The sequence below is a fragment of the Streptomyces sp. SAS_272 genome (assembly GCF_052543235.1).
Genome location: NZ_JBMNDR010000011.1, coordinates 24,480 through 44,696, shown reverse-complemented (window position 1 = coordinate 44,696; position 20,217 = coordinate 24,480). Strand labels below are relative to the sequence as shown.

Below are 20,217 nucleotides of genomic sequence, written 5' to 3'. Positions count from 1 at the left end.
TTTTCTGTTGCCGATCGGCGTTCACATACTTGTCACTCGTGAGCAACGGGCCTATTCTCGCGAAGAGAAAGCGCTTTCCCGAAGTCACTGACCGTGCCGGGCGAGCGGCCCGCGGTATCAGCCGGGGGGCAGGCCCGCGCGCCGCAACCGATCCGGCGCGGGGTTGACCCGGGCTGACCGCACCGAGACACCGCCGCGCCGGAACTCAGGTGCACTCCGGGCTCGGGCTGCGCTTCGACTGCGCTCCGGACTCCCCTCCGGACTGCTCCGGGGCGCGGATGCATCGCTCGCGCCGTGGCCGCGGCGACGGGCTCGTGCACCACGGCCGGTCAGGGAGTTCCCGCAAGCTCCCTTCCTCGGTCGCCCCGTCCGCGGCGGCGTCTCGCCCGCGTCGCCGCGGCATGCTCACGCCGACCCGCGACCCGAAGGCGTCGCCCGCGCGGCGCCCTCATCGCCGCGCCCGCGGCAGCGCCGGCCCGTACCGCAGCGACACCGCACCTCCGCACATGCAGTCGCACCAACCCGCCTGAACCGCAACACCTCACCGCAATCACCGCACCTTCCGGCGTGGGGAGCGGGCATGAATCCCGCACTCGGCCTGCGAGGGTGATCAGCCGCCTGAACAGCATCGTATGCCCTGTCATGTCATGGACATGGCATATCGATGTGCCCTTGACGGCCCCCGCGGCGCCCGGCACGGAGGTGTGCGGCGCCCCCCCGGTCCACGATGACGAAAGACGAGGCGAGAATGAGGAAGCCAGTCGCTCTGCGACTCTCCGCGGCACTCGGCACGCTGGCCCTGGCGGCGGCGACAGGCGTGGTCCTGTCGATGCCGACCGCGTCGGCGGCATCAGCCGGCGCGACCGGGTTCGCCACCCAGAACGGCGGCACCACCGGCGGCGCCGGGGGGACGACGGTCAGGGCCGCCACCGGCACCCAGATCCACCAGGCTCTGTGCAGCCGGGCCAGCAGCAGCACCCCGATCGTCATCCAGGTCGAGGGGACCGTCACCGTGGGCAACACGGCGAAGGTGTCGGGCGGCAGCTGCAACACCGCCGCCGGCGTGATCGAGTTGAAGGGCGTCAGCAACGTCACCCTCGTAGGCGTCGGCGCCGGGGCCGTGTTCGACCAGATCGGCATCCACCTCCGCCAGTCGAGCAACATCATCGTGCAGAACGTGACCGTCCAGAACGTGAAGAAGTCCGGCTCGCCCACCTCCAACGGCGGCGACGCCATCGGCATGGAGAGCGACGTGCACAACGTCTGGGTCGACCACGCCACGCTGACCGCCTCCGGAGGGGAATCGGCGGGCTACGACGCCCTGTTCGACATGAAGGCCGGCACCCGGTACGTGACCCTGTCCTACAGCGTCCTGCGCAACTCCGGCCGCGGCGGCCTCGTCGGCTCCAGCGACAGCGACCTCGGGAACGGCCCGGTCACCTTCCATCACAACCGGTACGAGAACATCGACTCCCGTACGCCCCTGCTGCGTGGTGCGACCGCGCACATCTACAACAACTACTACGTCAGCCTGAACGAATCGGGCATCAACCCACGGGCCGGCGGCAAGGCCAAGGTCGACAACAACTACTTCAAGAACTCCAAGGACGTCCTCGGCACCTTCTACACCGACCTGCCGGGATACTGGCAGGTCAGCGGGAACGTCTTCGACAACGTGACCTGGACGCAGCCGGGCGAGGACAACAACCCCGCAGGGCCGAACCCGACGTCCAACACGACCGTGAGCATCCCGTACTCCTACAACCTCGACGCCGCGTCCTGCGTGCCGTCGATCGTGACCGCCACTGCGGGCGCCGGTACCGGCCTCAAGGTGTCGGACGGCAACTGCGTCGCGACGACGCCCACCGCGACCGCCACCGCCAACCCCGCACCGACCGGCACGCCGAGGCCCACCGCGACGTCGACGCCCGCCGGCGTCAACCTGAGCCTGGCTGCCGCGGCCTCCGCCGACGGCTCCGGCAAGGCGTCCGGCACCAGCTACGGCAACGTCCGCGACGGCGACGCGGGCACCTACTGGTCGCCGGCAGGCTCGACCGGATCCATCTCGATCAAGTGGGGCTCCGCGACCGCCATCTCCAAGGTCACCCTTCGGGAGGCCGCCGGAGCCACCGGCAACATCGGTTCGTGGCGGGTCCTCGACGGCGACACCGGGGCGGTGCTGGCCTCGGGCAGCGGAGCGAGCGCGATCTCCTTCGCCTCCACCTCCTTGAAGAAGGTCACCTTCGAGATCACGGGCTCCAGCGCCACCCCGAAGGTGGCGGAGTTCGAGACCTACGCCTGACCGAACGGCGACGCCGGTCCGGCCGCTCCGGCGGCCGGTCGGTTCACTCCCGCAGGCCGGCGGTCGGAGGGGCCGGCTCCACGGCCGCTCTTCGGATGGCGCGACGCTGAGCAGCCGTGGTGGCGCCCCAGATCCCGTCGTCCTCGCCGTGCTCGAGGGCCCAGTCGCGGCATGCGACGAGCACGGCGCAGCGGCGGCAGACCGCCCGGGCCAGGGACGCCTCCGTGCCAGGGGCCGCGATGTCCGAGAGGGGGAAGAAGATCTCGGGATCCTCTCCGACGCATGCGGCGCGATCACGCCAGTCGGACGATTCCGGGTATTCGCAACATGAACCGGTCATGGTGCACCTCTCAAGGCCGCCCGAGGGCAGGACGAGCGATGGTCACGGCGCGCCACAGCGCCGCGACTCCGGCAGAGGTTCCGAGCATCTTAGGCCCGTATGTCTTGTTTGCGATAGAGGGGTGAAGGGCGGCGAAGAGGGGGTGACGGTGTGAACGAGGCGCGTGAGGCCGACGGGCTCACTCGGGCCCCGTCGACGGCCGGTCATGACGGGAGCACGGATCGTTCGGCTCGCCCCGGGCGCGGTCTTGCGTTTCCGGTAAGGGGAGGCGGGAGAGCGGGCACATGCTGCCCGACGACCCAGGGGCGGACCAGGTCCGGGCGTGGGCGGTCTCGACCGGTGCGTCGAGGCGCTGCGTGCACGGACACCGCGATGAGCAATCCGCCCCGAGTCCACAACGGCGGAACAGGTCCGACCTCCGGTGAGCACCCGGTCGCATACGATCGGCTGATGATCACCCCTGCCGTCCTCCAGGTCGCCGCGACGCCGACGACTCCCGCTCTCGCTCTTCGCCCCTGGAGCCTGGAGGACGCAGCGCCGCTGGTCGAGGCGTTCCGGGACGCTGGACTGCGCCGCTGGACGAGCCATACCGCGGAGAACGAAGCAGAGGGGACGCAATGGGTGCGGTCCCAGCAACAGAGCTGGACGGCGGGGGACCGGTTCAGCTTCGCCGTCCTCGAGGCGCAACCCGGCGGCCTTTGCGGGCAGTTGCTCGCAGGCGTGGTCCTCAAGGGCGTCGCGGCCGGGGAACCGGCCGCCGAGGTGGGCTACTGGACCGCCGCGCACGCCCGTGGGAAAGGAGTGGCCTCGCGTGCCGTGGAGGCGCTCACCGGCTGGGCCTTCGACACCTTCGCAGCAGGCGGCCTGGAACGTCTCGAGCTCCTGCACCAGGTGGACAACCGGGCGTCGTGCCGGGTCGCGCAGAAGAGCCGGTACGACTTTCACCGCATGCTGCCTGCCGCACCGCCCTCCTTCCCCCAGGCCGGCCACCTGCACGTACGGCGCATCAGCCCCTGACACCCGCGCGCTCGTCCGCAGGTGAGCGGGTGACCCTCAGGTGGGCAGGTCGTGGTCGGTGATCGGGTGGCGACACCGGCAGCGTCTCCCGGTCCTGCTCGGACGGCGCCGACGGTGCGGCGGCCACCTCGGTACGCGTCCCTGTCGCATCACCGATCTCCTTCGCCCCGGTCCGGGGTCGGTTCGATGTCGCCGCAAGGCTCCGGAGTTCGTGTCGAGGTGACCTGCCGGCGAGCGTCAGCATCATGACGTCGGTTCGCCACCGCTGCCTCAGCCCGGTCAGCGGAGCTGAAGCCGACCGAGCCTCGTTCCTTGACGGGGGTGAACGGCCCACCCCGGTCGACGGCCGGTCACGGGGTCGCGGGTTCACTCCGCGTCGAGCTGGTGGTCGGCCCAGACGTAGGTTTCGGGCAGCAGATCGGTGATGAGGACGGTGCGGACGCGGTCGTCATCGCCGACGATGACCTTGAGGGCGGGGAAGTAGTCGAGGAGGACCTGTCGGCACCGGCCGCACGGCGGGATCACTCCGCGCTCGCGGTCGCCCACGGCGACGATCGTGTCCAGCTCGTAGGCGCCCTGGCCGGCCGCCGTGCCGATGAGGACGAGTTCGGCGCAGGGGCCTCCGGTGAAGTGGTACGCGTTCACCGCGGTGATGATCCGGCCGTCCCGAGCGCGGGCCGCGGCTGCCACGGTGTGGTTGTCGCCCCGACAGCGAGTGCGGGCGACCTGCGCTGCGGCCCGGATGAGCTCGTGGTCGACGGGAGGGGTCTGCGCGGTCATCTTCTTCGCCTTCGTCAGGTGCCAGGTGCGAGGTGCAAGGTGCCAGGTGTCGATCGTCAGTCGTCAGGTGACGTTGAACTGCGTGCGGAGCGTGCGCAAGTGGGCGCGGCGGCGCCAGGACCTCTATTCGATCGCATGTGCTGATCCTGCCGTGCACAATCGGCGGATGCCGAACATTGCGGAGCAACTGCTGTCCGCCCTCGAACCGCTGCCGTTCCCCGCACGCCTGACCCTGACGGCACGGACCGCACGCCGGCTCGCGGACGACGGGACACTCGCCCCACTGCTGTCCGAGCTGGACGGGCGTGGGCCCTACGAGCGGCGGGTGGCGGCGTTGGCTGCCCTGGCCGGACGGGACGCGAGGTTCCTCGCCGACCGGCTGGCCGATCCCGACCCGATCGTCGCGGGGTACGCGCGGCGCGGCGCTCGGGACCTGTCCGTACCGGACGAGGCGGTTGAGGAGGCGTACGCCGACGCGCCGGCCGTGCTGCGCAGTCGGCTGGCCCGTCTGATCGCCCACGGTGACCGTCGCGCACTGGCCGAGCGACTGGTGGCGCGCATGCGCGAGCAGTGGGGCGACGCCGAGGCCGCACGACTGCTTCCGGCCTGCTCCGCCCCCTACGTGGCACGGGAGTTGCCGGTGCTGGCCCATGCCGTCGACGACTGGACACGACTGGCGTGCCGGCATCCCGACCCGGTACTGGATCACGCACAGCGGACCCTGGCGGACCGGGCCGGCGGAGAGCAGCGGGACGAGTGGTGGCGCCGGCACGCCACCATGGTCGCGGCGCTCGCGCCGCTGCGCCCCAAGCGGGTGATGACCCTGCTGGAGCTGCAGGGCCCCGGCAGCCTGCCGCCCGCGCTGTACCGGGGACTGGGCCCCCTGGTGACAGCCGACGCCGATCGCGTGATCCGCTGGATCACCTCTGCCGATCGTCGGGAACAACGCCACGAGCCGATGCCGCCGCCCGGGGTGCTGCACAGGCTCGTGCGGGCGGCCTCGCCCTCGTCACTGGTGGCGCTCGGCCGTCACTGGCTCGTCCACGGCGGGCACTTCACCGCGCTGGTGAAGGCGATCGCGCCCGGCCGGCGAGCAGCGCTCGTCGACGCGGTCGCCGACAGGGCGACCGGCCGGGACCCGGCGCTGAGCGTCCTCGGGCTGCTGCCGCGTGAGCGCCGCTGGGCGGAAGTCCGGCGGGCGGCGGCCGAGTTCGACGGCACCGACTACTGGTTCGAGGACCTGGACGTCCTGGCCCACGGTCCGGTCGACGAGGCCCGTGCCGCGCTGCTCGCCGGGATCGGGCGGTCCGACGCCGACGACCGGGCCACCGCCTGGCCGATGTTCGTGGCCTGCGCCGCCCGGGACGGCGGCCGGGTGGCGATCACCGAGCTGCTGACCACGGCGGCCCGGCGTCTGCGCAACGAGCGGGACCCGGTGCGCGCCGAGGCGCTCCGCGCACTCGCCGAGACCCACCCGGGGCTCTTCCACTCCGACGACGTCCCGCTGCTGGACGCGATCGCCGTCGGCGCGCTGGAGGCGCGGGACACGTCGACCGGCGCCCTCGCGGCGCTGCGCACCCTCGCCGTACGCGTGCTCGTCGAGCACGCTCCGGCTGCGGCACCGGACCTGCGGGACTGGGCGCTGGGCGCCCTGGAGCGCATCACGGGCCGCGTCGGCGTGCCCGACTTGGGTCCGCTGCACCGTGTCCTGCGGCGGGGCCAGGAACACGAGGTGTTCGAGGCCCTGCGCCCCTGGCTCGACGCCGGGGCAGGGCGGGCCGACCACCGGCTCCTGCTGGGTCTGGCCACCGCACTGGGACCACGCGCCCGGCGGATGCCCGAGGTGCAGGAGAGGCTGGCAACGGCCCTGGAACGCGGTGACGACGCGACGTTCCGGGCGGCGGCGCCTCTGTGGCTGGCCGCACCGGCGACCCGCGACGAACGGGTCGCCAGGATCATCGCGCTCGAACCGTCGTCGGTCGTCCTGCCGTCCGTGCGGCGGGCGCTCACCCGACGGCGCACGGACCTGCTGGACACCCTGCTCGACGCGACGCCGCCGTACGGCCGTTTCCTCGTGAACGGGGCCCGGCGCCCGCTGCCGGACCTCGGCGACAGCGACCGCTGGCTGCCGCGCCAGCAGAGGGCGGCGGTCGGGCTGGTCCAGGAGGCGGTCGCGGACGCCTCGCTTCCGCTCGACGAACGAGCCGCCCTCGTCCGGGACGCGGCTCCGGTCCCCGAGTTCGGACGGGCTCTGGCGCTCGCGCACAAGGACGACCAGGAGGTGGTCGTCGCCGAGGCGGCGCTCGGCGCGCTGCCCTGGACCGACCGGCCCCACGCCATCCTGCCGGCGCTGCTGGAGCAGGCGGACGGTGACCGTGCCAGGGTCGCCGTGTACGCGGCCTCCCGCGCCGCCCGCTTCACCGCCCCGTCCGAACTCGCCCTGGCACTCGACGCGTTGCTCACCGGAGAGCGGCCCGTGAAGGTGACGTCCCGCAAGGAGGCCGTACGGCTCGCCGCGAGGTTCCTGCCGCCTCGGCGCGCGGTGTCCCTGCTGGCGAACGCCTTCCACGCTCCCGACCGCCACCCGGACGTGCGCGCGGCCGTAGTGCGCGCACTGCCGCCGCTGCTGGGCGAGCCGGAGGCCTGGCGCCTGCTCGACGACGTCGCGCGCGGCGATTCCCACCCCGTGCACGAAGCTCTCGTGGCCGTCACTCCGTGGGAGCTGGCCGAGAGGCACCGTCCCGCCTACGCAGCGATGATCGTCGCGGTGTACGACGCCGCCTTGGGCCTCACAGAGGGCTTCGGGGGCGACTACGTCCTGCTGCGCGCCATGGGGGTGTGGTGCCGCACCTCGTCCGAACTGGCCGTGCGCATCTCCCGTACCGTCTGCGACCTCGGCGAGCGTGCGCACTGGCATACCGCCGCATGGGTGCTGCGCGATCTGGCGGTCTCCGGGCTGCCGCACCCGGTGGGCGGCGCTGCGCCGGGAAGCGTCTACCACGGGGCAGTGGCCGGGTTGCTGGCGGCGATGCGCACGCCACAGGGCGGCTGTCAGGCGCAGGAAGGCCGGGACCTGCCGGCGCTGCAGCGGCTGCGGACCCTGACCTCCTTCAGCCATGTCGAGGGCGTGCAGGCCGAGTTGCTCGAAGCGCTCGCCGAACAGCTGGCGCCGGAACCCCTGCTGGTGCATGAGCGGGCCCTCCTGCTGGTCCAGTCGGTCGACCGTGCCAGGGAGCCGAGCGCTGTGCTGGAACGGCTGCAGGTCCTCGCGGACGCCCTTGAGGGCGCCGGGGTGACCGTCGCCGTGAACACGGCCAACCGGTTGTGGACGTCCTCGGCGTCCCGCGCCCTGCCGGAGCGCACGGGCGTCCTGCTGACCGCGGCCGACCGGTTCGCCCGCGACGGAGGCACCGCCACGGGCCTGCTGGCGGCCGGCCTCGTGAGGGGGGTCGGCGCTGTGCTCGGCTGGCCCGAGCGATGGCGGTCGCTGCTGAGCCTGTTGCGCGGGCACGCGAGCGCCGACGTGCGTCACGAGGCGCACCGCATCGTGACGGAGAACGAATGACCGCTGCGCGCAGGGGCTGAGACGCACCGGGAGCGCCGCCGCTGCGCCGACGGCCGGCCCGATCAGGGGCCGGGCCGGGCCGGCTGCCGGCGGCGGGTCGGCATGGACGCCGCCTGCGGAGGCCCGGCTCGGGTCCGGCGTCCTGTGGCTGCCGGCGCCCGCGCCTCAAGGCCGAGGGCGGGCCAGGCGGCGGAGCAGGGACACCGCCTCGTCGACGGGCACCGGCTCGAAGAACCGTGCGTCGGCGAGCTCGACGGCGGCGATCGCGCGAGGGGCCAGTTCGGCCCCGGTGTCGGTGACGCGCAGGCGCTTGGCGCGGGTGTCGCCCGGGTCGGTCTCGCGCTCGACGAGCCCCTTGCGTTCCAGGGTGCGCAGGACCTGGGACGTCATCTTGACGTCGGTGCCCGCCTGCCGGGCCAGGGCGAGCTGGTTGGGCTGCTCGCCCTGGGAGTTGAGCCACCAGGTGCAGGCGAGCAGCACGAACTGGACGTGGGTGAGCTCGAGGGGGGCCAGGGCGGCGGCGATGTCGCGCTGCCAGCGCAGTGTGGCGTGCCAGAGCAGCAGTCCTGGGCTGTCCTCGGGGCGCAGAGGCATCAGCGCAGCGCCAGTTCGACCAGCGAGGCCATGGTGTCGGGCCAGTCGGCGGTGATCCCCGGCCCGATGTGGGCGCCGGCCTCGTCGGCCCCGGGGCCGGTGATCTCCATCCGGTACACCACGCGGATCCGGTCGCGGTCGACCGGCTCGATGCGATGCACGGTGCGGAACAGCAGGTCGCCGAAGTGGGCTTCGTCGACGAACAGCTCGTCCTGCCGGGCTTCGGCGATACGCAGCACGATCGGGTCGTCCCCGGGCGGTGTCATCGTGATCCGGGCCCCCGCCGCGAACGGGCCGCTGATCTCGATCTTCTCGATCTCGGCGTTCCAGGCGCTCCAGTTGTCGACGTCGGCCCAGAGCCGCCAGATCGCCTCAGGGGCGGCGCTGGTCTCGACGCCGTGCTCGTACTCCCACATGGGTGCCTCCTCGCAAGATGATGTGTCCACAGATTATCTGTGCGCAGATCATCTGTCCAGAGGGGCTGCCCAGGGCCCGCCCCGGTCGTCGGGCACCGCCGGCGGTCAGGTCCTGGCGGGGATGTGGAGGGCGGTTCCGTACAGGCGGGACACCCGGATCACGATGGTCACGCGCCGGTCGGGGAGCGGCTGCTCGCCGGGGGCCGCGTCGTCGGCGGGGTCGACTATCCGGGCCTCGCCCTCCGCCACGGCGAACGACCACACGTCCGGCCCGCTCACGTGCAGTGACGTGTGCGGGTCGCGCCGCAACTGGCGGACCTTGAGCCGGTCGGCGGTCGAGGAGACGCGCAGCACGCCCTCTTCGGCGTCCCAGTCGTAGAGGACGGTCGACAGGTGTGGGTGGCCGGTGCTCCTGACGCTCGCGAGCACTCCGAACCGCTGCTGCGTCAGCAGACGGGAGAGTTCCTCGCCGGAGAGGGCGTAGGGGGCGGGCCCGTCGTTCTCGGTGGTGCCGCTGTTCGCGTCGGTGACGCCGGTGGTGGCCTCGTCGGCGGCGTGGTCGCTCATGGGATCGGCCTTTCGATGGATGGGAGTGCGGAGAGGGGGTGAGCGGTCAGACGCGTGCTGCCTGCGCGGGCGCCGACGGGCCGGCGACCGGCTCCACGGCGGCCCGGCGCCCGGGGCGGCGCAGCATCGTGAACGCGAGGGCGAAGGCGATGACCAGGAGCCCCGCTCCCACCGCGAAGGCGAGCCGGTACCCGCCGGTCAGCGCCTCGGCCGTGGTGCGTCCGCTCGCCGCGAGGCTCCGGGTGCGGGAGGCGGCCAGGGTCGACAGGACCGCGACGCCGAGGGCCATGCCGATCTGCTGGGTGGTGTTGAAGAGGCCGGACGCCAGACCGGCGTCCTCCTCGTCGGCGTCGGACATGGCCAGTGCGGTCAACGCCGGCAGTGCGAGTCCGAAGCCCGCGGCGAGCAGCATGGCGGGCAGGAGGTCGACGGCGTAGCCGGCCTGCACGGGGAGGCGGCTGAGGAGGGCGAGGACGCCGACGAGGGCGACGATGCCCGCCAGCAGGACGTTGCGCTCGCCGAACCGGGCGCCCAGCCGGGCGGACACCCCCAGCGAGACGGCGCCGATGACGGCGGCCGCCGGGAGCATCGCGAGGCCGGTCTCGGCGGCGCCGTATCGGAGGACCTGCTGGAGGTACAGGGCGACGAGGATCTGGAAGGAGAAGAGCGCGGCGACCATCAGGATCTGGACCAGGTTGGCGGCCACGACGCTGCGCGAGCGGAAGATCCGCAGAGGCATCAGGGGGTTCTTCGCGGTGGCCTGACGGACGAGGAACGCGGTGAGCAGCACGGCGGCGAGGGCGCCGAAGCCCAGGGTGCGCACCGACGTCCAGCCGTGTTCCTCGACCTTGACGACGGCGTAGATGCCGAGCATCAGGCCGGCCGTGACCAGGGCGGCGCCCAGCGCGTCGGCGCCCGCCTTGAGGCCCAGGCCTGCGTCGCGGGGCAGTACGCGTACGGCGGTCGAGAGGACGGCGACGCCGATCGGCAGGTTGATGAAGAAGATCCAGTGCCAGTCGAGCGCGTCGGTGAGAAGGCCGCCCGCGACCTGGCCGATGGATGCGCCGGCCGCGCCGGTGAAACTGAAGACGGCGATGGCCCTGGCGCGCTCCCCGGGTTCGGTGAACAGCGTCACGAGGATGCCCAGGCTGACGGCGGAGGCCATCGCGCTGCCGATGCCCTGGAGGAAGCGGGCGGCGATCAGCTCCGCGGGCGAGGTGGCCAGACCGGCCAGCAGCGAGGCGAGGGTGAAGACGGTGGTGCCGGCCAGGAACATGCGCCTGCGGCCGATCAGGTCGCCGAGCCGGCCGGCCAGGAGGAGGAGGCTGCCGAACGCGATGAGGTAGGCGTTCACGACCCAGCTCAGTCCGGCGGGGGTGAACCCCAGGTCGCCCTGGACGGCCGGCATCGCCACGGTGACGATGGAGCCGTCGAGGACGATCATCAGCATCCCGGTGGCGACGACGGCGAGCGCGAGTCGACGCGAGTGCGCGGCGGCGGGTGAGCGGCCGGAGCTGAAGGGGATGGACATGGCGTGTCTCCTGTCGGTCGGAAGGGACGACAGGAGAGACCGTAACAGATAGTTCCGTTGCAGACTATCTCTTCCGGTCTTACGTATGCCTGGCCTCTCTCACTTGGCCTGGCGTGCCCGCCGGGCGGCGCGAGGGGCCTCGACGGGGTGTGCCAGACCGTCGCCGACCAGGTGCTTCAGGGCGCGCAGAAGGGCCTCCCGGTCGCCGCCGGGCAGCGTGGCCAAGGCGTCGCGGTGCACACTGTCGACGATCTCCTGGCTCTGCCGGGCGACGCGCGCGCCGTCGTCGGTCACCGCGATGATCCGGGCCCGCCGGTCCGTGCGGGAGGGGCGGCGTTCGGCCAGGCCCGCGGCCTCCAGGGCGTCCACCGTCACCACCATCGTGGTCTTGTCCATGTCGCCGATCTCGGCGAGCTGGGCCTGGGTCCGCTCCTCCTCCAGGGCGTGGACGAGCACGCAGTGCATGCGCGACGTCAGGCCGATCTCGGCGAGTGCGGCGGACATCTTGCTGCGCAGGACGTGACTGGTGTGGTCGAGGAGGAACGACAGGTCCGGTTCGGTGCGCGCGGGCGCCATGGCGGTCATGCCTGCAAGGGTAGGACAACTGGATCCGTGGCGGATTATCCGGAAGGGACCTTGTCGGCGGGCGGTGTGCCGGGCGTCGTGCGGGCCACGTAGACCGTGTTGGTCGAGGTGCCGTCCTGCCGTGCGTTGTCGAAGTCGACGACCTGGGCCGCCGTGCGGGGGAAGACCTCCGAGAGCGCGGACATGAACTGCTCGTCGGGCGGATCGTTGGACCACAGGGCGAAGACCCCGCCGGGGCGGAGGTGCGCGGCGAGGGCGCGGAGCCCGGCGGGCCGGTACAGGGCCGCATGGCGTGGGTGGAGCACATGGCGCGGTGAATGGTCGACGTCCAGCAGGATGGCGTCGAAGCGACGGCCCGGGGCCTCGGGGTCCAGGCCGACGGGGTCGGCGGCCAGCGCGAAGAAGTCGCCGTGCGTCAGTCGGCAGCGGGCGTCGGAGGTCAGCCGGGCTCCGAGGGGGACCAGGTGCCGCCGGTGCCAGTCGATGACCTCGGGGAGCGCTTCGACGACGGTCAGCGAGCGGACGCGGGGATCGTCCAGGGCAGCCTGGGCGGTGTAGCCGAGCCCGAGTCCGCCGACCGCGACGTCCAGTTCGGGCCCGTCGGCGTCCGGCAGCTCGGCCAGTCCGAGCTCCGTGAGCGCGATCTCGCCCGCGGTGAAGAGACTGGACATCAGGAACTCGTCGCCGAGCTTCACCTCGTACACGTCCTCGCCCGAGACCGGGTGGCGGCGGCGCCGCAGGCTGATCTCGCCGATGGGCGTCGGCTGCCAGTCGATCTCCTCGAAGCGCAGGCCCATCCGTTCACCTTTCGGGGTTGTGACGTTCTGATGTTCTGACGGGGCCGTCGGCCGTCGGCCGCGACGCCGCCCCTGCCCGCCGGCGTTGCCGCTGCCGGGGCGTCGAGGCCGGTGTGGTGACGGCATGGCCGACGGATGTGGTGATCATCGCCTCGGCAGGGCAGCGGGGGAGCCGGAGCGAGGGATGCCCCGCTCCGACGGGGGAGCGGGGGAGCGGGGGATCACAGGCCCGGGGCGGCGGTCCCGGTCAGGCGTCGATGATGACGGGGATGATCAGGGGCCTGCGCCGGTGCGTACGGAAGGCCCAGTTGGCGACGGCGCGCGCGATCAGCTGTTCGAGCTGGTGGGCGTCGCCGACGCCTTCCTGCGCGGCGTTGGCCAGCGTCTTCTCGATGACCGGAACGACCGGCTCGAAGGTCGCGTCGTCGTGTACGAAGCCGCGGGCCAGGAAGTCGGGAGCCTCGGCGAGGGCACCGGTGTCGGCGTCGACGATGGCGACGACCGTGATGACGCCTTCCTGAGCGAGCGTGACCCGGTCCTTCAAGGACGCCTCGGTCGCGCCGCCGACTTCCATGCCGTCCACGTAGACGTTGCCGGCGGGCACCTTGCCGGTGATCGCGGCACGGCCGTCGACGAGGTCGACGACGACGCCGTCCTCCGCGATGACGACGCGGTCCGGGTCGACGCCGGTGCGGATGGCGAGGTCGGCGTTGGCCCGCAGGTGCCGGAACTCGCCGTGGACGGGCATGACGTTGCGGGGACGGACGATGTTGTAGCAGTAGACGAGTTCCCCGGCGCTTGCGTGACCGGAGACGTGCACCTTGGCGTTGCCCTTGTGGACGACGTTGGCGCCCCAGCGGGTCAGGCCGTTGATCACCCGGTAGATGGCGTTCTCGTTGCCGGGGATGAGGGAGCTGGCGAGCAGGACGGTGTCGCCCTTGCCGATGCGGATCGCGTGGTCGCGGTTGGCCATCCGGGACAGCGCGGCCATCGGCTCGCCCTGGGAGCCCGTGCACACCAGGGTGATCCGGTGGTCCGGCAGCTTCTCCAGCTCCTTGGCGTTCACGATCAGGCCCGACGGGACCTTGAGGTAGCCGAGGTCGCGGGCGATGCCCATGTTGCGGACCATCGAACGGCCCACGAAGGCCACCTTGCGGCCGTGCTGGTGGGCGGCGTCCAGGACCTGCTGGATGCGGTGCACATGGCTGGCGAAACTGGAGACGATGACCCGGCGCGGCGCCGTGCGCATGACCTGCTCGATCGCGGGGTTCAGTTCGCGTTCGGAGGTGGTGAAGCCGGGGACCTCGGCGTTGGTGGAGTCGGTGAGGAACAGGTCCACGCCCTCCTCGCCGAGGCGGGCGAAGGCGCGCAGGTCCGTGATCCGGTCGTCCAGGGGGAACTGGTCCATCTTGAAGTCGCCGGTGTGCAGCACCATCCCCGCGCCGGTGCGGATCGCGACGGCGAGACTGTCCGGGATGGAGTGGTTGACCGCGACGAACTCACAGTCGAACGGGCCGAAGCGGCGCCGGTCGCCCTCGCGCACGCGCACCGTGCGGGGGCGGATGCCGTGCTCCTTGAGCTTGGCCTCCAGGAACGCGAGGGTGAGTTTCGAGCCGACGACCGGGATGTCCGACCGCTCCCGCAGCAGATAGGGCACGCCGCCGATGTGGTCCTCATGGCCGTGGGTGAGCACGATGCCCACGATGTCGTCCAGGCGGTCCCGGATCGAGGTGAAGTCCGGCAGGATCACGTCCACCCCGGGCTGGTTCTCCTCGGGGAACAGCACACCGCAGTCCACGATCAACAACTTGCCGGCATGTTCGAAGACGGTCATGTTGCGACCGATTTCGCCCAAGCCGCCCAAGGCGGTGACCCTCAGCCCGCCTTCGGGCAACGGCGGGGCGGCTTTGAGTTCTGGGTGCGGATGGCTCATAACCTCACGTTACCGAAGAGTCCGCCGGTGTGATCCACCGGCCGCCCTGTGCCGACCCGTCCCGTCCGTCCGAAGCGAGGCCCGAAGCCACGCCCCGGCGCGCCACGTGTCACCGGACGGGTGGAGTGATCTTCCCAGGATGGGTAGAACCCCTGTAAGAGGCGTGAAGCGGTCGATCCGGACGCGTGACGGGCGGATCGTCTTCTGCGGATCGTCGGGAATTGCCTGCGCAGGGGTACCTGTGCTGTCCCGTCTCGCGGTCCAATGGTGGGAGTCCCGCCCATTCATGCCCGCACCGGTCAGAAGAGGCACGTCATGGACCCATGGCTGATCTGGTTGATCATCGCAGCGGTTCTGGCTGTGGTGGAGATCTTCACGCTGACCGCGGCGCTCGGGATGCTGAGTGCGGCCGCGCTGGTCACGGCGGGCTCCGCGGCGGTCGGGCTGCCCGTTCCCTTCCAGTTCGTGGTGTTCACCGTCGTCGCCGCGGCCACGGTGCTGTTCGTACGCCCCATCGCGTTGCGTCACCTGCTGCAGCCCCAAGCGGCACGGTTCGGCGTGGACGCCCTGATCGGCAAGGGCGCCTTCGTGGTCTCGGAGGTGACGGGCCTGGGCGGCAGGGTCCGTATCGACGGCGACGAATGGACGGCCCGCGCCTACGACGAAACGCTGGTGATCCCTGCCGGACGCACCGTCGACGTCATAGAGATCAATGGAGCCACCGCGATCGTCTACCCCCGGGACTGAAACCATGGAAACTTCGGCGTTCTTGATTGCCGGCCTGCTCGTCGCCCTGTTCGCGGTCTTCACCGTGGTGCGGGCGGTGCGCATCGTGCCCCAGGCACGCGCCCGCAACGTCGAACGGCTCGGCCGCTACCTCCGGACCCTGAATCCCGGCCTCAACTTCGTCATCCCTTACATCGACCGCGTCCACGGGGTGATCGACCTGCGGGAACAGGTCGTCTCCTTCAAGCCGCAACCGGTCATCACCGAGGACAACCTGGTCGTCGAGATCGACACCGTCCTCTACTTCCAGGTCACGGATCCGCGAGCGGCCTTCTACGAGATCGCCAACTTCCTCCAGGCGGTCGAGCAGCTCACCGTCACCACCCTGCGCAACGTCGTGGGATCCATGGACCTGGAGAAGACGCTCACCTCACGGGACACCATCAACAGCCAGCTCCGGGGCGTGCTGGACGAGGCCACCGGGAAATGGGGGCTGAGGGTCAACCGGGTGGAGATCAAGGCCATCGACCCCCCGCAGAGCATCAAGGACGCGATGCAGAAGCAGATGCGCGCCGAGCGGGACAAGCGGGCCGCGATCCTCGGGGCCGAGGGGCAGCGCCAGTCGCAGATTCTCACCGCCGAAGGCGACAAGCAGGCCGCCGTCCTGCGGGCGGAGGGCAACCGTACCGCCGCGATCCTCCAGGCCGAGGGCCAGTCCCGGGCCATCGACGAGGTGTTCCAGGCCGTCCATCGCAACGACCCCGACCCCAAGCTGCTCGCCTACCAGTACCTCCAGACGCTGCCCCAGCTCGCGCAGGGTTCGGGCAACAACTTCTGGGTGATCCCGAGCGAGATCACCTCCGCACTCCAAGGGGTGTCCCGCGCTTTCAGCGAGGTGCTGCCCCCGTCACCGGCCACCCGAGAGCGGCCCGCGGACGACATGGCGGCCCAGGCCGCCGACGACGCGGCGCAGGCTGCGGAAGCCGCCGCCGCGGCCCTCGCCGACGCGGCCAGGGCCGAACGCGGCACTCCGCCCCCTGATTCCCTCCCCGCTCAGCCCCCGCACTGACGGCGAGCCCGGCGAGCACGCTCACCGGGCGGATCACCACCGGGTCACCGGACCGGTCGACCGCCGCACACCCGCGGCACGGCACGGCCCGGGTCCACGGTGGCGCGCTCCGCGTCGTCGGCCCGGTCGGCGCCCGGAACCGTCAGGTGTCCCGTTCGGGAAATCCGCTGACCGCCCGCGGATCCCGCCTTACCGTGGTGCCATGAGTGATCAACCGGAAGCGCCTGTCGTGCCCGTCCAGGCCTATGAACCCCCCTACTACGTGGCCGTCTTCACCACGGTGCGAACCCAGGACCAGAGCGGATACAGCGAGACCAGCGCCCGCATGGAAGAGCTCGTGAAGGCCGTCCCGGGGTATCTGGGGATGGATCACGCGCAGACTCCGGGCGGGCTCGGCATCACCGTCGGGTACTTCCGCGACGGCGACGCCCTCACGCGGTGGCGTTCCGACGCCGAGCACCGCGCGGCGCAGGAGCGCGGGCGGGCCCAGTGGTACGAGAACTACACGCTGCACGTGGCGAAGGTGGAGCGGAGCCATGGGTTCACGCGGGAGTAGACCCCGAGGAGCCGTCAGAAGGACCGGAAGCCGTCCCAGTAGGTGTCCGTGCTCTCACCGAAGCGGTCGGGGTATCTGCGTCGCAGTCGGGTGTACCGCTCGCTGAGCAGGTCCACGGCCAGCGGCAGGCTCGTGCCGAACTCGGAGCGGATGGCCTGGATCGCGTGAATCCTGCGGTTGTCCATGATCAGGACATCGATTCCCGACCACCGTCGGTCGTCCGCCCTCTCCGTCGAAGTGCATCGCGCCAGCTCGTCCCGGAGGCGTCGGACTTCGCCGACGATCTCGGCGTCGGTGGCGACGCCGAGCGCGGTGGACCGGCGCCGGTCCGGCTCCGCCCGGTCCATGCCGAGTTCGATGCACAGCCATGCTCGCAGGTCGCCGAGCTCTCGGCCCAACGCGTCGCGCTCCGCGCGGGCTTCGGTGAGCTCGCGCCGCACCGTCCCGGGATCCTCGTCCGCCATGGCGACAGTCTGCCAGGGGCTGCGGCACGCCTTCCACGCTCTTTCGCCGGCGAGCACGGACGCTCACGCCGAAGCCGTCCTGCCTGCCGTGCGAGGGGCCGACGCCGAGGAGCCGACGCCGAGGGGCCGACGGTGAGGGGCTTCCTGGGCGGGGCAGGGCAGGCGTCGAAGGCTCCTCGCACGCTCGACGGTTTCGAGAACCGCGGATCAGGTGGCCGCCGTCGGCGGTTCGGCCAGTTCGAGTTCGCCGCCGGGCAGGCGTCGACCGGAGATTCCGGAACGCAGCAGCGGCGCCTCCTCCCAGGCCGGCTGAGCGCGCCCGGGGCGGCGGACGGTGTCGAAGGGAAGAGCGCGGCCGGCGGCGCACAGCTCACCGGTCTGCCCGTCCGCCAGCGGCCGGCCTCGGCCGTCCACCACACTCACCTGCACCTGGGGCAGCGGGGCGCCGAGCGTACCCGCCCAGGAGGCGGCAGCGCCGGACGCCGTGAACTCCCGGGAGATCCAGGGCAGGGCGCCGTCCGCGGGTGAGAAGTCGGCACGCAGCCGGGCGCCGGGCAGGGCGGTGAAGTGCCGGGCCACGAGATCGCTCGGCACGGGCCCGCCGACGAGCTGCACCAGCCGCGGCCGGACGGGGAGGACGTCCACGAGAGCGTCGTACTCCTCGGGGCTGAACACGGCGGCGGACACCGTCCCGTCGCGTTGCGCCGACGTTCCCGTACCCGGCAGTGTGCGCAGCGATCCTCCGCCGGCGAACGCCCACCACATCGCGGACAAGGCGCGCGGGCCGGCCGGCGGGCCGGCCACGTAGACCCGGCGGGGAGCGGGGCCCGCTGTCCGGATCCGCTCGCCCACGGCGAGCCGCCAGGCGTGGTGGTCGACCAGGTGGCCGGTGAGCCCGTGCCGGCCGCCGTCGTGGACCAGCAGGTAGGCGGCCTCCCTGGAGTGCGAAAGGGGCAGCGCCGGCTCCAGCGGCTGAGCGGTGATCCGCCGACGGGTGTCCTCGTCGTCGAGCGCGAGGGCGGTGTACCGCCGGGGCCACGCTTCCTGGGTGGAACGGCTGCACAGCACGGTCGAGGCGCCGCTGACCGCGGCGATGCCGCGCAGTTCCGATCGGCCGAGGCCGTGCGCGGCGGGCACGCACACGCCTCCCGCCTTCAGAACGGCCAACTGCGCCGTCAGCGCCTGCCGGTGGTCGTCGCAGTGGATGATCACCGGATCGCCGAGCTGGACGCCTCGGTGCACCATGACCGATGCGAGCCGGGAGGCCCACGACTCGGCCGCGGCGAAGCGCAGTTCGCCGCGGGCGTCCTGGACGGCGACGGCATCCGGGTGGCGCCGGGCAACCTGGGCGAACAGGGCGTCCAGCGTGCTCGGCGACGCCGACGGCGAGAGCGTCCGTGCTGCTGCGCCGGTGCGCGCGCCGGGACCCGCGGGTCGTGCCGCGGCGAGGGCGGATGCGGCATGAGGCGTGCGCACGGCGTGCGCCCGGCGGGTGGCCAGGGCGGGATCGGTGATCACTGTGCTTCCTCCAGCTCAGGAATGAACCCACCCCTGTCCTGCGCCGGTGACGTCCCTGACGCATGCCCGTCCGGCCTCGCAGTGAACGCGGGGCGGGGACGGCGAGCGCGAGGACCGTGCGAGGACCGTGTGGTGGGGGCTATGAATCGACTGCCCCGGGCCCGGACTTCGCCGACTGGACGAAGGCCAGGGTTTCCGCGAGGTTCTTCCAGATCTCCGCGGCGAGATCCATGTTGGACGCCTCGTGCGCCTTGCCGGCCAGCGCCTCGATGGCGCGCACCCCGGCCTCCACCTGCCCGGAGATGATGTCGAGCAGATGGACCAGCACCTCGAACCGGATCATGTCGCGGAACTCGAGTTGCTTCGCGTCGGGGCGGATCTCCTCGCACAGGGTGCGTGCGGCGTCGAGCTCACCCGCCTGGAAATGCGCGTGGGCGCGGATCGTGCGGAACTCCAGGTGCTGACCGGCGTCCCCGACCAGGGCGAGGGCGGGCTCGACCTCCTTGAGGATCTGCTGTGCGTCGGCGAGCCGGCAGGGGTGCATCTGCAGGTAGAGCGACGCGGCGGCGAAGCGCAGCCGCATCCACAACCGGAGGTCGTCGGCGCTGCTGCTCAGTGCCAGTGCCTCGGCCAGCCGGGCCGCGGCGGCCGCGTGGTTCCCCTGCCGGACGTACACGCTGGCCGCCGTCCACAGTGCCTCGACCCGCATGGTCGGCGAGGTGTCCTGCGAGAGCACTTCCAGGTCCGCCACGTACTTCAGCGCATCGTGCAGCTGGCTCGCCTCGGCCTCCGTGGAGATCAGCATCATGAGCGCGCGGACCGTGTCGGCTCGGGGCACGTCATGCTCGATCGCGGTGGAATAGGCATCGTCGGCACAGGCGTTGGCCGCCTTCATGTCACCGAGGGAGCGGTGGATGCGGGAGACCAGGACAAGGGAGCGGACCCGCAGCTCGGGGATGCCGCTCTCCTCGGCGGTGCGGAGCAGTTCCTGTCCCAGGGGCAGTTGAGCCTCGTGCGTGGCGCCCTCCGACCGGATCCCGGCCAGTGACCACAGGGCCATCCACCGCAACGGCAAGGACAGATCGGCCTGGTGGCGCGTCAGACGCTCCAGCAGGCCGTCGACCCGGCCGTCGCCGTCGGGCGTCGCGGTGACCGCTCTGACCAGGTCCGCGACCGGAGCCTCGTCCGCGACCGGCGGGGCGTCGAAGGCGGACGAGGGCACGTCGAGCCGTTCGGCGAGATAGGCGACGATCTTGGGCGTGGGCGGCCGCGCACCGGACTCCAGGCGGGAGAGGTAACCGGCGGACATTTCGTCGCCGGCCAACTGTGCCTGCGACATGCCGCGTTCCTGCCTGAGCGTTCGCAGTCGCTTACCGAAGTCCGACCGATCGACCACGGCTCAACCCTTCCTTGCCACGTATACGGGGGTGGGGGGGGGGGGGGGGGGGGGGGGGGGG

18 protein-coding genes are annotated in these 20,217 nt (G+C 71.9%); 6 read left to right on the top strand and 12 right to left on the bottom strand.

Features of this window, described 5'->3' with window-relative positions; genetic code table 11:
* Positions 1 to 748: 748 nt before the first annotated feature.
* The gene (locus tag ACN6LD_RS10010; protein ID WP_445042916.1) at positions 749 to 2,302 is read left to right on the top strand and encodes a pectate lyase family protein; all 1,554 of its coding nucleotides are present in this window, start codon (positions 749 to 751) and stop codon (positions 2,300 to 2,302) included.
* Positions 2,303 to 2,345: 43 nt separating this feature from the next.
* Here ACN6LD_RS10010 and ACN6LD_RS10005 read toward each other — a convergent pair whose 3' ends face one another.
* Positions 2,346 to 2,642, bottom strand: a complete 297-nt coding sequence (locus ACN6LD_RS10005; protein ID WP_319193561.1) for a WhiB family transcriptional regulator — start codon at positions 2,640 to 2,642, stop codon at positions 2,346 to 2,348.
* Positions 2,643 to 3,092: 450 nt separating this feature from the next.
* Between ACN6LD_RS10005 and ACN6LD_RS10000 the strand changes: the two genes are divergently transcribed.
* On the top strand, positions 3,093 to 3,659 hold the full coding sequence (locus ACN6LD_RS10000) for a GNAT family N-acetyltransferase (protein ID WP_445042915.1): 567 nt from the start codon (positions 3,093 to 3,095) through the stop codon (positions 3,657 to 3,659).
* A gap of 366 nt (positions 3,660 to 4,025) precedes the next feature.
* On the opposite strand, the gene ACN6LD_RS09995 is transcribed toward ACN6LD_RS10000, so the two are convergent.
* Positions 4,026 to 4,439, bottom strand: a complete 414-nt coding sequence (locus tag ACN6LD_RS09995; RefSeq protein ID WP_319193557.1) for a cytidine/deoxycytidylate deaminase family protein — start codon at positions 4,437 to 4,439, stop codon at positions 4,026 to 4,028.
* 166 nt (positions 4,440 to 4,605) lie between these two features.
* Here ACN6LD_RS09995 and ACN6LD_RS09990 point away from each other — a divergent pair, with 166 nt between their 5' ends.
* Complete coding sequence (locus ACN6LD_RS09990) at positions 4,606 to 8,004, top strand: hypothetical protein (RefSeq protein WP_445042914.1); 3,399 nt, start codon at positions 4,606 to 4,608, stop codon at positions 8,002 to 8,004.
* Positions 8,005 to 8,169: 165 nt separating this feature from the next.
* Here ACN6LD_RS09990 and ACN6LD_RS09985 read toward each other — a convergent pair whose 3' ends face one another.
* The 7 genes from ACN6LD_RS09985 to ACN6LD_RS09955 form a co-directional block, all read right to left on the bottom strand.
* Entirely contained in the window at positions 8,170 to 8,598 is a 429-nt protein-coding gene (locus ACN6LD_RS09985) for a MarR family winged helix-turn-helix transcriptional regulator (RefSeq protein WP_319193554.1), read from the bottom strand.
* Complete coding sequence (locus ACN6LD_RS09980) at positions 8,598 to 9,014, bottom strand: SRPBCC family protein (protein WP_319193552.1); 417 nt, start codon at positions 9,012 to 9,014, stop codon at positions 8,598 to 8,600. Before ACN6LD_RS09980 ends, ACN6LD_RS09985 begins: the two co-directional genes overlap by 1 nt.
* Before the next feature lie 105 nt (positions 9,015 to 9,119).
* A complete protein-coding gene (locus tag ACN6LD_RS09975) occupies positions 9,120 to 9,581 on the bottom strand; it encodes a pyridoxamine 5'-phosphate oxidase family protein (RefSeq protein ID WP_319193550.1) in 462 nt (153 codons plus the stop codon).
* A 46-nt stretch (positions 9,582 to 9,627) separates the two neighbouring features.
* Positions 9,628 to 11,112 (bottom strand): DHA2 family efflux MFS transporter permease subunit, encoded by a 1,485-nt coding sequence (locus ACN6LD_RS09970; protein WP_445042913.1) that lies wholly within the window; start codon positions 11,110 to 11,112, stop codon positions 9,628 to 9,630.
* A gap of 99 nt (positions 11,113 to 11,211) precedes the next feature.
* Complete coding sequence (locus tag ACN6LD_RS09965; protein ID WP_319193547.1) at positions 11,212 to 11,697, bottom strand: MarR family winged helix-turn-helix transcriptional regulator; 486 nt, start codon at positions 11,695 to 11,697, stop codon at positions 11,212 to 11,214.
* A 35-nt stretch (positions 11,698 to 11,732) separates the two neighbouring features.
* A complete protein-coding gene (locus ACN6LD_RS09960; RefSeq protein WP_445042912.1) occupies positions 11,733 to 12,494 on the bottom strand; it encodes a spermidine synthase in 762 nt (253 codons plus the stop codon).
* Positions 12,495 to 12,741: 247 nt separating this feature from the next.
* Positions 12,742 to 14,427 carry a ribonuclease J gene (locus ACN6LD_RS09955; RefSeq protein ID WP_319196454.1) on the bottom strand — a complete coding sequence of 562 codons (1,686 nt, stop codon included), beginning with the start codon at positions 14,425 to 14,427 and terminating at the stop codon, positions 12,742 to 12,744.
* A 315-nt stretch (positions 14,428 to 14,742) separates the two neighbouring features.
* Between ACN6LD_RS09955 and ACN6LD_RS09950 the strand changes: the two genes are divergently transcribed.
* The 3 genes from ACN6LD_RS09950 to ACN6LD_RS09940 all read left to right on the top strand — a co-directional run bounded on the left by ACN6LD_RS09950 (position 14,743) and on the right by ACN6LD_RS09940 (position 16,778).
* Positions 14,743 to 15,174 carry an NfeD family protein gene (locus tag ACN6LD_RS09950; RefSeq protein ID WP_319196455.1) on the top strand — a complete coding sequence of 144 codons (432 nt, stop codon included), beginning with the start codon at positions 14,743 to 14,745 and terminating at the stop codon, positions 15,172 to 15,174.
* Between the two features lie 4 nt (positions 15,175 to 15,178).
* Positions 15,179 to 16,222 (top strand): SPFH domain-containing protein, encoded by a 1,044-nt coding sequence (locus ACN6LD_RS09945; protein WP_319196457.1) that lies wholly within the window; start codon positions 15,179 to 15,181, stop codon positions 16,220 to 16,222.
* Positions 16,223 to 16,424: 202 nt separating this feature from the next.
* On the top strand, positions 16,425 to 16,778 hold the full coding sequence (locus ACN6LD_RS09940) for an antibiotic biosynthesis monooxygenase family protein (RefSeq protein WP_319196459.1): 354 nt from the start codon (positions 16,425 to 16,427) through the stop codon (positions 16,776 to 16,778).
* 14 nt (positions 16,779 to 16,792) lie between these two features.
* Here the strand turns inward: ACN6LD_RS09940 and ACN6LD_RS09935 are convergent, their stop codons facing one another.
* The 3 genes from ACN6LD_RS09935 to ACN6LD_RS09925 all read right to left on the bottom strand — a co-directional run bounded on the left by ACN6LD_RS09935 (position 16,793) and on the right by ACN6LD_RS09925 (position 20,156).
* Positions 16,793 to 17,242, bottom strand: coding sequence for a hypothetical protein (locus ACN6LD_RS09935; protein WP_445042911.1), 450 nt, complete (start codon positions 17,240 to 17,242; stop codon positions 16,793 to 16,795).
* A gap of 207 nt (positions 17,243 to 17,449) precedes the next feature.
* The gene (locus ACN6LD_RS09930) at positions 17,450 to 18,760 is read right to left on the bottom strand and encodes an AMP-binding protein (protein WP_445042910.1); all 1,311 of its coding nucleotides are present in this window, start codon (positions 18,758 to 18,760) and stop codon (positions 17,450 to 17,452) included.
* Between the two features lie 139 nt (positions 18,761 to 18,899).
* Positions 18,900 to 20,156: a helix-turn-helix domain-containing protein gene (locus tag ACN6LD_RS09925; protein WP_445042909.1), complete on the bottom strand. Its 1,257-nt coding sequence runs from the start codon at positions 20,154 to 20,156 to the stop codon at positions 18,900 to 18,902.
* Between the last annotated feature and the right edge of the window lie 61 nt (positions 20,157 to 20,217).

What these genes read in the sequence shown, in the direction of transcription:
- ACN6LD_RS09975 (WP_319193550.1), bottom strand. Translation starts at nt 9,581, where the DNA reads ATGAGCGACCACGCCGCCGACGAGGCCACCACCGGCGTCACCGACGCG.
- ACN6LD_RS09965 (WP_319193547.1), bottom strand. Translation starts at nt 11,697, where the DNA reads ATGACCGCCATGGCGCCCGCGCGCACCGAACCGGACCTGTCGTTCCTC.
- ACN6LD_RS09970 (WP_445042913.1), bottom strand. Translation starts at nt 11,112, where the DNA reads ATGTCCATCCCCTTCAGCTCCGGCCGCTCACCCGCCGCCGCGCACTCG.
- ACN6LD_RS09960 (WP_445042912.1), bottom strand. Translation starts at nt 12,494, where the DNA reads ATGGGCCTGCGCTTCGAGGAGATCGACTGGCAGCCGACGCCCATCGGC.
- ACN6LD_RS09950 (WP_319196455.1), top strand. Translation starts at nt 14,743, where the DNA reads ATGGACCCATGGCTGATCTGGTTGATCATCGCAGCGGTTCTGGCTGTG.
- ACN6LD_RS10010 (WP_445042916.1), top strand. Translation starts at nt 749, where the DNA reads ATGAGGAAGCCAGTCGCTCTGCGACTCTCCGCGGCACTCGGCACGCTG.
- ACN6LD_RS10000 (WP_445042915.1), top strand. Translation starts at nt 3,093, where the DNA reads ATGATCACCCCTGCCGTCCTCCAGGTCGCCGCGACGCCGACGACTCCC.
- ACN6LD_RS09980 (WP_319193552.1), bottom strand. Translation starts at nt 9,014, where the DNA reads ATGTGGGAGTACGAGCACGGCGTCGAGACCAGCGCCGCCCCTGAGGCG.
- ACN6LD_RS09945 (WP_319196457.1), top strand. Translation starts at nt 15,179, where the DNA reads ATGGAAACTTCGGCGTTCTTGATTGCCGGCCTGCTCGTCGCCCTGTTC.
- ACN6LD_RS09940 (WP_319196459.1), top strand. Translation starts at nt 16,425, where the DNA reads ATGAGTGATCAACCGGAAGCGCCTGTCGTGCCCGTCCAGGCCTATGAA.
- ACN6LD_RS09935 (WP_445042911.1), bottom strand. Translation starts at nt 17,242, where the DNA reads ATGGCGGACGAGGATCCCGGGACGGTGCGGCGCGAGCTCACCGAAGCC.
- ACN6LD_RS09995 (WP_319193557.1), bottom strand. Translation starts at nt 4,439, where the DNA reads ATGACCGCGCAGACCCCTCCCGTCGACCACGAGCTCATCCGGGCCGCA.
- ACN6LD_RS10005 (WP_319193561.1), bottom strand. Translation starts at nt 2,642, where the DNA reads ATGACCGGTTCATGTTGCGAATACCCGGAATCGTCCGACTGGCGTGAT.
- ACN6LD_RS09990 (WP_445042914.1), top strand. Translation starts at nt 4,606, where the DNA reads ATGCCGAACATTGCGGAGCAACTGCTGTCCGCCCTCGAACCGCTGCCG.
- ACN6LD_RS09955 (WP_319196454.1), bottom strand. Translation starts at nt 14,427, where the DNA reads ATGAGCCATCCGCACCCAGAACTCAAAGCCGCCCCGCCGTTGCCCGAA.
- ACN6LD_RS09985 (WP_319193554.1), bottom strand. Translation starts at nt 8,598, where the DNA reads ATGCCTCTGCGCCCCGAGGACAGCCCAGGACTGCTGCTCTGGCACGCC.